Annotated in this window: 8 protein-coding genes; 2 read left to right on the top strand and 6 right to left on the bottom strand. The window is 64.5% G+C overall.

Annotation, left to right across the window (positions count from 1 at the left end; genetic code table 11):
* Positions 1 to 79: 79 nt before the first annotated feature.
* From LIW09_RS02010 to LIW09_RS02000, 3 genes are all read right to left on the bottom strand, one after another.
* Positions 80 to 3,187 (bottom strand): TonB-dependent receptor, encoded by a 3,108-nt coding sequence (locus tag LIW09_RS02010; protein ID WP_256646314.1) that lies wholly within the window; start codon positions 3,185 to 3,187, stop codon positions 80 to 82.
* Positions 3,188 to 3,441: 254 nt separating this feature from the next.
* Entirely contained in the window at positions 3,442 to 5,193 is a 1,752-nt protein-coding gene (locus LIW09_RS02005; RefSeq protein ID WP_256646313.1) for a phosphoenolpyruvate carboxykinase (GTP), read from the bottom strand.
* 87 nt (positions 5,194 to 5,280) lie between these two features.
* The gene (locus tag LIW09_RS02000; protein ID WP_256646312.1) at positions 5,281 to 5,856 is read right to left on the bottom strand and encodes a TetR/AcrR family transcriptional regulator; all 576 of its coding nucleotides are present in this window, start codon (positions 5,854 to 5,856) and stop codon (positions 5,281 to 5,283) included.
* A gap of 172 nt (positions 5,857 to 6,028) precedes the next feature.
* Here LIW09_RS02000 and LIW09_RS01995 point away from each other — a divergent pair, with 172 nt between their 5' ends.
* Positions 6,029 to 8,503, top strand: coding sequence for an acyl-CoA dehydrogenase (locus LIW09_RS01995; protein WP_256646311.1), 2,475 nt, complete (start codon positions 6,029 to 6,031; stop codon positions 8,501 to 8,503).
* Positions 8,504 to 8,562: 59 nt separating this feature from the next.
* On the opposite strand, the gene LIW09_RS01990 is transcribed toward LIW09_RS01995, so the two are convergent.
* Complete coding sequence (locus tag LIW09_RS01990; RefSeq protein ID WP_256646310.1) at positions 8,563 to 9,909, bottom strand: NTP/NDP exchange transporter; 1,347 nt, start codon at positions 9,907 to 9,909, stop codon at positions 8,563 to 8,565.
* Between the two features lie 128 nt (positions 9,910 to 10,037).
* Here LIW09_RS01990 and LIW09_RS01985 point away from each other — a divergent pair, with 128 nt between their 5' ends.
* On the top strand, positions 10,038 to 11,618 hold the full coding sequence (locus LIW09_RS01985) for a GMC family oxidoreductase (RefSeq protein WP_256646309.1): 1,581 nt from the start codon (positions 10,038 to 10,040) through the stop codon (positions 11,616 to 11,618).
* A 50-nt stretch (positions 11,619 to 11,668) separates the two neighbouring features.
* Here LIW09_RS01985 and LIW09_RS01980 read toward each other — a convergent pair whose 3' ends face one another.
* Both LIW09_RS01980 and LIW09_RS01975 read right to left on the bottom strand, forming a co-directional pair.
* Positions 11,669 to 13,555 carry a M48 family metallopeptidase gene (locus tag LIW09_RS01980; protein ID WP_256646308.1) on the bottom strand — a complete coding sequence of 629 codons (1,887 nt, stop codon included), beginning with the start codon at positions 13,553 to 13,555 and terminating at the stop codon, positions 11,669 to 11,671.
* A gap of 68 nt (positions 13,556 to 13,623) precedes the next feature.
* Positions 13,624 to 14,217 (bottom strand): LemA family protein, encoded by a 594-nt coding sequence (locus LIW09_RS01975; protein ID WP_256647121.1) that lies wholly within the window; start codon positions 14,215 to 14,217, stop codon positions 13,624 to 13,626.
* Positions 14,218 to 14,251: the final 34 nt, after the last annotated feature.

Raw genomic sequence — 14,251 nt, 5'->3', positions numbered from 1 at the left:
TTGGGTTTAAGGCCCTTACGCAAAAAAAGATGCCGGCGCTTTCGCGCCGGCATCGAGGTGAAGCAATGGTGCAGAGTTATCAGAAGTCGTACTGCACCTGGAAGCGCACATAACGCGGGGTGTTGAAGAACTTCGGCTGACCGTAGTTGTAGTAATTCCGAACCTGGCCGGCAGCGGTGACGCCGTAGGTGGTCTCGAAGTCCTGCACGGAAACAACCTTGTTAAACAGGTTCAACACACTGACCTGCATGCTCAGGCCCGGCAGCGAGTTGGGACGATAGATCATGTTCGGGCTGACCGTGATGGTCCACGGCGTACGACCAGCTGCTCCGACCGGCGTGACGGCACTGGTGTTAGCAGGGTCGCAGGCATGAAACACGCCGGCGTACCCATACTGGGTACCAAACGTACCCATACCGCCACCCAAGCAGGAGATCGGCGAACCGGACTGCGCGAGCACGTTGAAGCCCATTTCCCATTCCGGGCTGAACTTGTAGCTGCCATACACCTTGATGCTGTGACGGTGATCGTTGAACAAATCGCCGGTGGAACCGTACATGATTTCCTTGAAGTCGAAGTCAGAGGTGGTGCCAGTGTCATCCTGACCATTGGTACTCTTGACCAAACCTTCCAGGTTGCCGTACAGCTTCGACCAAGTGTAGGTCGCGTTGATGCTCCACTTGTCAGTCGTCTTTTCGGCGCTGAACGTGACGGCCTTGTAGGTACGCTCAGCCTTCGGACCCAAGTCGGCCGCCTTGACGGTGATGTCACGGACATGGCCGTCAACATTCACATCAAGAGTGAGGTGCAGATCGCTTCCCGGGTTGTACATGTAGCAGCCGGGAATGCCGCCGGGGGAAGTCCACTGATTCTTCCAGTTGCTGACGCTGTAACTAGCAGCCACTGCCGCATTGTAAACAGCACGAACGTCGCAGGTGTCATCAATGGCGTTGACCACCTTGCGGTAAGTCGCCTTCACGCCCAGCTGCCAACCGTCCAAGAACGCATTGTCAGAGTGCAGCAACTGCTGATAGCCAAGGATGAACTCATCCTGCGTGTAGGGCTTCAGGCCCTTGCTGGCCACGGCATTGGGATCAGGCACGCTGCCGTCTTCACCATTATACACCGCATTGTAAATGCCGCCGTGATAGAAGCTACCCAGATTCGGCACGCCGTTGGCAGGGTTATACGTACCGTCCCACACAGATACATTTTCGGTGTAGTAAGACTTCGATGCGGCACGCAGCGAGACGTTCGCCGCGATCGGCAGCGCATAGCGACCGACCGTACCGTACAGCTTGCTGTCGCCGTTACCCAGGATATCCCAAGCAAAGCCGAGACGCGGCTGCCAGATATTGTCCTGCTTCACGAACGTGGCGCCCGTGCTGTTCTTGTTTTCGAACGAGTCGTTGCGGATACCGGCGTACAGCATGAAGTTGTCGGTGATGTTCCAGTTGTCTTCCAGATACCAGGACTTCTGGTTGATTTGAACATTGCCACCGGTAGCGAAGTAAACGTGATCAAGGACAAGGGTGCCATCCTGCGGCAGCGTGTCGTTCACTGCAGTCGGATCCAGCAGATTGTAGTCTTCGCCAAAATAGTAGACGTCCGAAATACTACCTTGGCGGGAATTCCACTTTTCGTCACTGTAGCCGAAGCTTACCTTGTGGGTACCCAGCTGCCACTCAAAGTCGATGCGACTAGCGTCGCGCTTGTTGTAACCGCCGGTGATATCCACGGAACTACCAGTCGCGCAGGTACCCGCCAACTGTCCACCGAACTGAGGAGCTGCGTCACGGTAGTCATACACATACGGGCAGCTTGGCGGCTGAGTGACGTCGCCGTAGTAATAGTTCTCCACGCCATTCGGATCAATGGTGTGAGCCGAATTGGTGTTGTCCATGCGGCCCCACTGGAGCGCCATGGTCAGGTTGTCGGTCAGGTAGCTGGTCCACTTGAAAATATCGCTATGCCCGCCATTCTGCATCACGTCATCGCCACGGTACTTGGTTTTCTTGATCGTAGCGTCCATCGCAGTGCTGCTGTACAGCGCACTGTAGTTGTTGTACCTCGACTTGCGGGTGTTATCAAAGCCCGTGTACTCGATGTGGTTGCTGTCGTTCAGATACCAGTCGAGCTTCAGCAGCCAGTACGGCTGGGTCGAGTTGTAGTCGTTCGCGGTTGACGAGCCGGAAGTGGTGTACGGAAGCGGACTGGTGGGAGTACCACCGGCGCGACCCGCACCACGGCCACCATACGTGGTGGAATCGGACTTGCTGTAGGACATCAGCGCGAAGAAGAACAGCTTGTCCTTGACGATCGGACCACCGCCCCAGATGCTCAGGTTGCTGGAGTTGGATTCATTCTGGTCGTAGCTGCGCCAGATGGTGCCGTTGTTCAAGGACACCGGATCGGCCTGCTCGCGCAGCGAGTTCGGAGTCAGGGTGTAGCTGATGCCGCCCTTGAACTCATTGGTACCACGCTTGACGTTGACGCTGGTCACGCCACCGGTGGAGAACCCATAACGCGCGCCGTAGCCGCCGGTCTGAACGTCCAACTGGTCGATGGCTTGGAACGGCACTTCCGAGAACGACAGGATGTCATACAGGTTGGTGACGTTGAAACCGTTGACGTAATAGCTGTTTTCCGCAGCCGATGCGCCACCGAAGGAGGCATTGCCGAAATAGTTGGAACTGGCAGCCGTACCGGGGGTCAGCAGCGAGACGCTGGTGACGTCACGGGCAACCGGCAGGCTGTTCAACTGCTCAGCCACGAAGGTGGTGCGCGTCTCGGTGCTCTGCAGGTCGATCGCGTTGATCGAACCGCCCAGGACGGTAACCGCATCCAGGGTGGTTGCAGTGCCTGAGGACGCGGCGCCGAACGTCGCGTTGACGGTCTGGCCCGCCACCACGTTGACGTGCGACGTTGTACCGTCGGACAAGGTCAGATCATAGCCGCCGGTCGGCAGGGCCGGGATGCGGAAACGACCGGAAGCATCGACCGGATATTCGCGGGTCACGCCGGTGGTCGAACTTTTCAGGACGACCTTGCCGCCGCTGGCAGCAGGCACATTACCGGCGATATCGCCCGAGGTGCTCTGCGCCTGCACGCCGCCGACGAAGCAAAGACCCAAGGCAATTGCAAGCGCACTGCGCTTCAAGCCTTTGGACAGATGAGTAGAAGCCATTGTGTAACCCCCATAGGGACGAAAGTGACTAAAAAGTTACGAGTACGCCCGGCCTGTGTCGGCCTGACCCGCCGACTATAGAGCAGTCAACAATTATTTAACAAGCCCCTAAGTCCGCATTCAGGTTGCGATCGGCGCATTCAGTTTCGCCTGCAACTCCTGCCTGGCCGGTGCGCGCGAAGCCTTGCCCTCCTGAACGCAAGCAAGCCCCGGCATCCGCCGGGGCTTGCTTGCTTCGGGATGCGATGCGCCAGTCAGGCCAGTGCCGCTGCGATCCGCCGCTGTTCGTCCAGCAGGGCTTGCGGCAGCCGCGGGCCGTACTCGGCCAGGTACTCACCGATGCCGGCGAATTCGGCCTGCCAACCTGCGTGCTCGAAGCCAAACAGCGTTTCGCGCGCTTCGTCGGACAGCGCCACCCCATCAAGATTGAGGTCATCCGCCGTCGGCAGATGGCCAATCGGGGTCTCGGTCGCGGCGGCGCGGCCTTCCACGCGCTGGATCATCCACTCCAGCACGCGCAGGTTGTCGCCGAAGCCAGGCCACAGGAACTTGCCGTTCTCGCCCTTGCGGAACCAATTGACGTGGAAGACCTTGGGCAGTTGCGCGCCCGGCTGGTCGAACGACAGCCAATGGCCGAAGTAGTCGGCGAAGTTGTAGCCGCAGAACGGCTTCATCGCCATCGGGTCGCGGCGCATCACGCCCACCGCGCCAGTGGCCGCCGCCGTGGTTTCCGAGCCCATGGCCGCACCCACCAGCACGCCGTGCGTCCAGTCGCGCGCTTCGAACACCAACGGCACCAGCGAGGCGCGGCGGCCACCGAAGACGATGGCGGAAATCGGAACGCCCTGCGCATCTTCGGCCATGTCCGAGTAGGACGGGCACTGCTTCGCGCTGACGGTGAAGCGCGAGTTGGGGTGCGCCGCGGGGCGCTTGGCGGAATCGAAGGGCTCGCCGCGCCAGTCGGTCACCGGCGCCAGCCCGTTGTCGATGCCTTCCCACCACGGCTGCTGGTCGGCGGTGATGCCGACGTTGGTGAAGATGGTGTTGGATTGAATCGACGCCAGTGCATTGGCGTTGGACTTGGCCGAGGTGCCGGGGGCCACGCCAAAGAAGCCGGCTTCCGGGTTGATGGCGTACAGGCGGCCATCGGCGCCCGGCCGCATCCAGCAGATGTCATCGCCGATCGTCCACACCTTCCAGCCATCCCGGCGATAGCCTTCGGGTGGAATCAGCATCGCCAGGTTGGTCTTGCCGCAGGCCGACGGGAACGCGGCGGCGATGTAGTGGGTCTGGCCCTGCGGGTTTTCGATGCCGAGGATCAGCATGTGTTCGGCCAGCCAACCTTCCTGGCGCGCCTGATGGCTGGCGATGCGCAGTGCATGGCACTTCTTGCCCAGCAGCGCGTTGCCGCCGTAACCGGAGCCGTAGGACTTGATGGCCAGCTCTTCCGGGAAGTGCATGATCAGGCGGCGCTCGGGGTCGAGCTCGCCGATGGAATGCAGCCCCTTGACGAAGCTGCCTTCCCGCTCGATGCGCGCCAGCGCCGGCACGCCCATGCGGGTCATGATCCGCATGTTGGCGACCACATAGGGGCTGTCGGTGATCTCCACGCCGCAGCGCGACAGCGGGGAATCGATCGGCCCCATGCAGTAGGGGATGACGTACATCGTGCGCCCCTGCATGCAGCCGTCGAACAGCGCATCGATCCTGGCGTGGGCGTCTGCCGGCGCCATCCAGTGGTTGTTGGGTCCGGCATCCTCGCGCTCGGGCGTGCACACGAAGGTCAGGTGCTCGACGCGCGCCACGTCATCCGGATGCGAGCGATGCAGATAGCTGCCCGGATGCGTCTGCTGGTTGAGCTCGATCAGCGTGCCATCGGCAAGCATCTGCTCGCGCAGTGCTGCGCTCTCCGCGTCGCTGCCATCGCACCAGTGGATGACGGCGGGGCGGGTGAGGCGCGCTACATCCGCCACCCATTCGTTCAAGCGGTCGAGTTTGCTGGTCATGAATCAAAGGTCCTTGCCCGGCGCGGGCGTTGATTGAAATCGATTGCAGCCGGCGACACGCCGTCGCCGTGGGGCGCGCAGCGGCGCTCAGTCACGCGGGATGAGCGTCACCATCATGTGTTCGATGTAGCCATCGAAGCCATCCAGCGGCTGCCGGTTCTGGAACTTCGGCAGTTCCAGCTGCAGGAAGCCGACATACATCGCATATGTCATGCGCGCGCGGTTGAGCGCATCCTTCTGGCTCAACCCGGCCTGGCGGAACGAGGCAAACAGGAAGCCGGTGCGGCGCTCAAGCACGTGGCCAAGCACCGCATCCACCGCGGGATGCCCCGCTGCCTTGAGCAGCTCCGAATAAATGATGTGAGTCTTGTTGTGGTGCGCGATCAGCTTGAACAGGGTGCGCAGGCGCTCGGTGGCGTCGCTGATCGACTCCAGCGCGACATAGGCGGTTTGTTCGTCGCGCTCCCACCGCTCCAGCGCTGCCTGCAGCAGTGCATCACGGGACGGGAAATGCCAGTAGAAACTGCCCTTGGTCACGCCCAGCCGGCGGGCCAGCGGCTCCACTGCCACCGACGCCACCCCCTGCTCTGAAATCTGGTCCAACGCCTCACGCGCCCAGTCCTCGGCACTCAGGCGCCCACTGCGGGGTGCAGACTCGGTCATCGCTGCGCTCGTTCCATACGGTATCGGTGGGTGGCAGTATGCTGAGTTTTCACTCTGTTTTGCGCGTTGACAGACACCGCGCATTCGCCATACTAGGCCGTATGGTAAGCAAGGCGCCCTGCGTGCGCAATGCCTGCCTCCCCAAGATTGCCGTATTCCCGGGAGCACCAACATGAGCGTCGTCCTGCCTTTCATCGCCATTTTCGTTGTTGCCGCCTTCGCCGCCTATCACCGGCTGCGGCTCGCCGTTTGGGCTGCTGTCACCGCCACCCTGCTGGTGGCCTGCTGGCTGCTGGGCAGCAACCCGATGGCAACCGCCATTGCCGCCGTGCTGGTAGCCGTGCTCGCCGTGCCACTGCTGGTTCCGGCCATCCGCAAGCCGCTGCTGACCGCGCCGGCGCTGGGCTTCCTGCGCAAGGCGCTGCCGCCGCTGTCACAGACCGAGAAGATCGCACTGGAAACCGGCTCGGTCGGCTTCGAGGGCGACCTGTTTTCCGGCAAGCCCGACTGGAACAAGCTGCTGGCCTATCCGAAGCCGCAGCTGAGCGCGGAAGAACAAGCCTTTCTCGACGGTCCGGTGGAAGAGCTGTGCAAGCGCATCAACGACTGGGAAATCACCCACGTCCACGCCGACCTGCCGCCGGAGCTGTGGGACTTCATCAAGCAGAACAAATTCTTCGGGATGATCATTCCGAAGCAGTACGGCGGCCTGGGCTTCTCCGCGCTGGCCCACCACAAGGTGATCCAGAAGATCGCCTCGATCTCCAGCGTGGTCAGCGCCACCGTCGGCGTGCCCAACTCGCTGGGCCCCGGCGAGTTGATCAACCACTACGGCACGCAGGAACAGAAGGACTATTACCTGCCGCGGCTGGCGATCGGCCAGGAAGTGCCCTGCTTCGGCCTGACCGGCCCGTTCGCCGGCTCGGATGCGACCTCGATCCCCGACTTCGGCATCGTCTGCAAGGGCGAGTGGAACGGCGCGCACGTGCTGGGCCTGCGGCTGACGTTCGACAAGCGCTACATCACCCTTGCGCCGGTCTCCACGCTGATCGGCATGGCCTTCCGCATGTACGATCCGGACGGCCTGCTGGGCGACACCCGCGACATCGGCATCACCCTGGCGCTGCTGCCCAGCGACACCCCCGGCGTCGATGTCGGCCGCCGCCACTTCCCGCTGAACTCGCCGTTCCAGAACGGGCCGGTGCGCGGCAAGGATGTGTTCATCCCGCTCAGCCAGCTGATCGGCGGCGTCGAAATGGCCGGCAAGGGCTGGAACATGCTCAACGAATGTCTGGCCGTGGGGCGCTCGATCACCCTGCCCTCCACCGCCAGCGGCGGCGCCAAGTCGGGGGCCGTGGTCACCGGCGCCTATGCGCGCATCCGCAAGCAGTTCGGGCTGTCGATCGGTCGCTTTGAAGGCGTGGAAGAAGCGCTGGCGCGGATCGGCGGCAAGGCCTATGCGATCAGTGCGCTGTCGCAGGCCACGGCGGCGGCGGTGGATCGCGGCGACGTGCCATCGGTGCCATCCGCCATCGCCAAGTACCACTGCACCAATGCGGCCCGCGAAATCGCCAAGGACGTGATGGACGTCATCGGCGGCAAGGGCATCATCCTGGGCCCGCGCAACTTCGCCGGCCGCTCGTGGCAGGCGGCGCCCATCGCGATCACGGTGGAAGGCGCCAACATCATGACCCGCAGCCTGCTGATCTTCGGCCAGGGCTCGATCCTCTGCCATCCGTACATCCTCAAGGAGATGCGGGCGGCGCAGGATCCGGATGCGAAGGCCGGGCTGGCGGCGCTGGACGGCGCGCTGTACGCGCACGTCGGCGGCGCGATGTCCAACGCCGTGCGCTCGGTCTGGTTTGGCCTGACCGGGGCCAGCATCGGCGCAGTGCCGGGCGATGCGTACACCAGGAAATTCTTCCGCAAGCTCAATCGTTACGCTGCCAACCTCGCGTTGCTGACCGACGTGTCGCTGGGCGCGCTGGGCGGCCGGCTGAAGTTCAAGGAGTCGCTGTCCGGCCGGCTCGGCGACGTGCTCAGCCACCTGTACATGATGGGCGCGGTGCTCAAGCGGCATCACGACGAAGGCTGCCCGGACGCCGACAAGCCGCTGCTGGCCTGGGCGTTCCACAACAGCGCCTACGAGATCGAGCTGGCGCTGTCGCAGGCGCTGCGCAACTTCCCGATCAAGCCGCTGGGCTGGTTGCTGTGGCCGCTGGTGTTCCCGCTGGGCCGCCGCGCCGTCGCCCCGGGCGACCGCCTCAGCCATCGCGTGGCCATGCTGCTGATGACCCCCAACGAAGCGCGCGAGCGCCTCGCCAGCGGCGTGTTCCTGACCCCGGGCGAGCACAACCCCGGTGGCCGCATCAACAGCTATCTGGCGAAAGCCATTCTGGCCGAGCCGGTGGAGCGCAAGTTCCTGAAGGCGCTGAAGACCAAGGACATCGAAGCGCTGGACTTCGCCTCGCAGCTGGACGAAGGCGTGCGCGAGGGCTGGATCACCGCCGACGAGCGCAAGCAGCTGGAAGAGCTGCATGCGATCACCCTGGACACGATCACGGTGGACGACTTCGACGCCCACGAGCTGCGCGCCGCCAGCTACTACGACACCCACGCCGAAAGCGGCAAGCGCGCCGTGGCATAAGCCGCGCTTCCTGCGCGCACTGCATGGCAACGGCGGGCTTCGGCCCGCCGTTGCCATGTTCAGTCCGGCGCTCCGGTGCGCGCCTGCGGCAGCTTTTCCGCTTCGCCAGCAAGCTTCCACGCGCCCAGCACGAAGCCGCCGGCCACCAGCAGGCCAACGCCAAACACCGCCTGCGAACCCAACGCCGACAGCAGTTTGTGGAGCCAGACAAAGGTCAAGTCGCCGCCGCGGTAGATCACCGTGTCGATGGCTGCACCGGCCTTGTAACGCCATTCGCGGGCAACGCGCGTATAGATGGTCTCGCGCGCCGGCTTGCCCAGCGAGAACTCGCCGCTGCGCGTGACCACCTGCACCACCGCCACCAGCAGCGGCAACGGCGAGGCCGCCAGCGCGGCGTAGCCAAGCAGCACGGCGAATGCCGGCAACAGCAGCGCCGGCCTGATGCCGAAGCGCGACAACAGGCTGCGCGTCGCCAACAGCTGCACCAGCAGGGTCAGCCCATTCACCGCCAGATCGATGCTTGCGTAATAGGCCGTTGCCGCCTGCGGATCCGGATAGAACTTGCGCACGATGGCGGCCTGCTCGTTGTAGAGCAGCGTGCCGACGCCCACGCCGAACACGGTCAGCACCGCCATCCAGCGCAGCAGCGGCTCGCTGGCGAGCAGCTTCAACCCGGCCAGCACGCTGCCCCCCATCGGCGTCTCGCCGCTGGCCAAGTGCTGCTGCAGCTCACGCTGTACGGCATGACGACGCAGCCGCAACAGGCAAACGATGCACAGCGCGAGGAAGCCAGCGGACACCAGCATCAAATGGGCGATGCCAATCCGCTCAACCAGCACGCGGGTCAACATCGGCCCGAGGATGGCGCCAAACGTGCCGGCCGCGCCGATGTAGCCATAGCACCGGCGCGCGTCGGCATCCGACCAGACATCGGCCATGAAGCTCCAGAACACCGCCACCGCAAACAGGTTGAACACGGTGATCCACAGGAAGAACGCCATCCCGCGCCCCGGCACGCCGCTGTTGAACATCACGTAGAACAGCAGCAGGGTGAGGATGAAGAAGCCGTACACCGCGGGCAGGAACACCCGCCGTGGCCAGCGGCTGACCAGCCAGCCATAGGCCGGTTGCAGCACCAGCATGATCAGGAACGTGCAGGTGAACAGCACCTGCAGGGTGAAGTCCTTGAGCGGCAGGCCATGCGCCGCGAAGAAGTCGATGAACGCCGCCGGGAACACGGCGGCAACGTCGCTGGACGCGCCCATCGCCTCGCGCACCGGGCGCAGCACGTAATAGCCGCACAGCAGGCAGAAAAAATACAGGAATGACCACAGCAGCGGCGGCGATTCGCCCAGCGCGGTTTTGAAGCGGCCGATGCTGCCGGAAGCGGCGGGGCGACGAGTCATGACATGCCGGGGTGGAGACCGCGATGCGCAACGGTAACCGCAGGCGCGTACCGGTGCCAGCCCGGCGGCCGAGCATTTGCTCTAGCCACCGCGCATAGGTTCGACCTGTCATCGCAGCGGGACAGCATGTGTTCGACTACATCATCATCGGTGCCGGCTCGGCCGGTTGCGTACTGGCCAACCGGCTCAGCGAAGACCCGAACACGCGCGTGCTGTTGCTGGAAGCCGGCGGGCGTGACTGGCACCCCTTCATCCACATGCCCGCCGGGCTGGCCAAGATCGCCGCGCTGACATCGATCAACTGGAACTACGCCACCGTGCCGCAGGCGCAGTTGGGTGGGCGCGTGCTCTGGTGCCCGCGCGGCAAGGTGCTGGGCGGCTCCAGTTCGATCAACGCGATGTGCTACATCCGCGGCGTTGCCGCCGACTACGACGAGTGGGCGGCGCATGGCGCCACCGGCTGGCACTGGGACAATGTGCTGCCCTACTTCAAGCGCAGCGAGGGCAATGCCCGTGGCGGCGATGCCTGGCACGGCGCGTCCGGCCCGCTCTCGGTGGCGGACCTGCGCCACGTCAACCCGCTGACGCGCGTCTTCGTGGACGCCGGCCAGCAAGCCGGCTTCCCGTTCAACCCCGACTTCAATGGCGCGCAGCAGGAAGGCGTGGGCCAGTACCAGGTCACCCAGCGCGACGGCGCGCGCTGCTCTGCCGCAGTGGCCTACCTGAACCCGGCCAAGACGCGGCCCAACCTGACCGTGCGCACCGGCATCAACGTCAATCGCATCACCTTCACCGGCAACCGCGCCACCGGCGTGGCGTGCTCGCAGGGCAGCCGCAGCCTGCAGTTCGAAGCCCGGCGCGAGGTCATCCTGAGCGGCGGCGCGATCAATTCGCCGCAACTGTTGATGCTGTCCGGCATCGGGCCGGCCGATGCCCTGCGCAAGCTCGGCATCGACGTGCGCCACGATGCATGCGGCGTCGGCGACAACCTGCAGGATCATCTGGACGTCACCACGCTGCAGCATTGCAGCCAGCCGCTGAGCTACGACCGCGCCAGCGAGCTGAAGACGGCGTTCGACTATTTCCTGCGCGGGCATCGCGGCCCCGGTACCAGCAACGTGGCCGAGGGTGCAGGCTTCGTGCGCTCGACCCTTGCCCCCGATGCGCGCGCCGACATCCAGCTGCATTTCATTCCGGCCATGATCGACGACCACGGCCGCCACCGCCTGCCCGGCGATGGCTACACGATGCACGCCTGCTTCCTGCGTCCCCACAGTCGCGGCCGACTGACGCTGGCCAGCAACCGCGCCAGCGACAAGCCGCTGATCGACCCCAACTACCTGGGGGATGCGGAAGGCTTCGACCTGAAGATGCTGGTGGAATGCGCGCGCGTGTCGCTGGAGATCCTCGCGCAGAAAGCCTTCGACCCGTATCGCGGCGCGCCGATTTTCCCTGCGCAGACCCCGCGCAGCGAAGCCGATTTCATCGAGTTCGTGCGCAACCGCGCCGAGACCGTTTACCACCCCATCGGCACCTGCCGGATGGGCAGTGACGCAGCCGCCGTCGTCGATCCGCAGCTGCGCGTCAACGGCGTCGGGGGCCTGCGCGTGGTGGATGCCTCGGTGATGCCGAACCTGCCCGGCGGCAACACCAATGCGCCGACGATCATGATTGCGGAACGCGCTGCGGATCTGATCAAGGCTGGCTGACAAGAGCACCCCTCCCCAACCCTCCCCTGCTTCGCAAGGGAGGGAGCAGGTCAGCTCCGCTCCAGCATCGGCGGCAGCGGGCAATGCAGCACGCCGCAGATCGTGCGCAGCAGTTCGGCTTCGGCCACGCTGACCCGGCCATCACTGCTGATCGCATCGGTGATGGCTTCCACCATGACCTGCTTGGCCAGCGGATCCAATGCATCCAGCGCATCCCACACCTGTTCCAACGCCTGCACGCCTTCTGCCGGCGGCGCATACGCCACGTGATCGCGCGGCAAGACGCGTTGCAAGCCGGCGAGATAGGCGCGGCGTGCCGTTGCCTCATCGTCATTGCCGAACTGCGCGATCACGGCCAGCAACGTCGCGAACTCGGTGCGCACGCTGCCCGGCTTGCGTCGTCCGAAGCGCGCATAGCGCGAGGGGTCCAGCGATTCGCGCACCTGCACGGCCAGCAGCTTGCCCAGGCAATATTCGAACAGCGACACCTCGCCGTCGGCATGCACCACGGCATGCACCACGTCGAGGAAGGTATCCAGCTGCGGGCGCGGCCGCAGGCGCAGCACCGGGAACGCCAGCGCCGCCAGCGGCAGGCGCAGCATCGGGTGCAGGTCGGCGGTGAGCTGTTGGTGGATGCGCAGGGCGTGTTCGGCCACGTCGCCGCCCAGGCGCGAGGCGATCTCCAGCCGCTGCCTGTCCAGCAGCACCTCGTCCTGCGCCAACAGCAGCGACAGCAGCAGCGGCATCACCGTTTCACGCCCGCGGGCCAGATCGCGCAGCGCTTCCGGCATCGCCTCGGCGATGGCATCGGCCTGTCGATAGTCATCGTCGGCGGGATGCGCTACTTGCGAGGCCACCATCGCCGGCGTGATCACGACATGGCGCCCGGCATCCGACAAGCGGCGGCTGCCGGACTCGGCCAGCCCCAACGCGAGGTCTTCCCGCAGCCCGTCCGGCGGCGAGTGCCGCCAGTCCGCCTTGAGCCGCTGCAGCTGCTCGCTGCGAAACCCGGGTTCCAGCGCCCGGATGCGCTCCAACAGCGGCGGGTGCGTGGCAAACAAACCGGAGAACCCGATGCCATCGCCGAACAACATGTGGCTGACTTCTTCGGTATTGCCGCGCTGCCCCAGCCTTGACCCATCTTCCAGCCCGGCGATTTTTTTCAAGGCGCCGGCGAGTCCCGAGGTCTGCCGGGTGAACTGCACCGCGCTTGCATCCGCCAGACGCTCGCGGTTGCGGCTGATGCCGGCTTTGATCATGCGCCCGAAGAACAGCCCGATGTACCCGATCGCCATCGCCCCCAGCGCGGCGACAAGGAGGGCGCCGGCATTCTTGCTGCGGCCGCCGAACCGGCTGCCTTCCAGAATCTTGCGGCCGATCAGTCCGATCATCAGGATCCCGAACAGGATCCCGATCAGGCGGATGTTGAGCCGCATGTCGCCATTGAGCACATGGCTGAATTCATGCGCGATCACGCCCTGCAGTTCATCGCGATTGAGCCGGTCGAGTGCGCCCCGCGTCACCGCCACCACCGCATCCGACGTGCTGAATCCCGCCGCAAACGCATTGATGGCCAGCTCGTCTTCCAGCACATAGAGCTTGGGTACCGGCACGCCGGACGCGATGGAGATTTCCTCCACCACATTGCGCAAGCGGCGCAGGGCTGGATCCGTGGTCTCCGCCGGCACCAGACTGCCGCCCATTTCCTGCGCCACCGTTTCACCGCCACCGGCCAGGCTGGCGATGCGGTACAGCGACCCCAGGCCGATCACGCCCAGCGTGCCGAGGGTCGCGAAGGCCAGCGACTTCGGCGAAGGCGCCACGATCCAGGCCGCCAGATCCACCGCCAGGACAATGCCGATCACGGCCAGCGCGAACAAGAACACCAGCCGCGAGGAGGTTCGCCTCGCCGCAGCCTGTTGCTCGAAGAAATTCATGGCGTGTCAGGTCCTTCAGCCAATCTGCAAACCTCCTCCCCGCTGATGGGGAGAGGGAATCAGCCGTGTCAGAACTGCACCTTCGGCACCTCGCGCACCTGCGCCTGCTTGTCCGCCGGGATCTCCAGCAACGTCGCCGGAAGAAAGCCGAACATGCCGGCGAAGATGCTGTTGGGGAACACTTCGCGCCGATTATTGAAGGCCATCACCATGTCGTTGAACGCCTGCCGCGCGAACGCGACCTTGTTCTCGGTGCTGGTCAGCTCCTCGGTGAGCTGCATCATGTTCTGGTTGGCCTTGAGGTCCGGATAGGCCTCGGCCACCGCCAGCAGCCGGCCCAGCCCGGCATTCAGCTGGCCCTGCGCCGCAGCCAGCGTGGCCATCGCATTCGGGTCGCCGGGGTTGGCCTTGGCTGCCGCCAGGCCCGATTGCGCGGCCGAGCGCGCGGCGATCACCGCTTCCAGCGTCTCGCGCTCGTGCGCCATGTACTTCTTGGCCACCTCGACCAGGTTCGGGATCAGGTCGAAACGGCGCTGCAGCTGCACGTCGATCTGCGCAAACGCGTTTTTATAGGCGTTCCTGGCGGTCACCAGGCCGTTGTAGATGCCGATTGCCCAGAACGCCGCCACGGCAACAATCACGATAAAAATCAAAAGGCCCAGCATCAAAGCTCCCCTTGTTCATGCAACCGTGGAA

Origin of the sequence: Thermomonas paludicola (genome assembly GCF_024498955.1) — a bacterium.
Taxonomy (GTDB): domain Bacteria; phylum Pseudomonadota; class Gammaproteobacteria; order Xanthomonadales; family Xanthomonadaceae; genus Thermomonas; species Thermomonas paludicola.
This window is presented reverse-complemented; position numbering and strand designations above follow the sequence as displayed.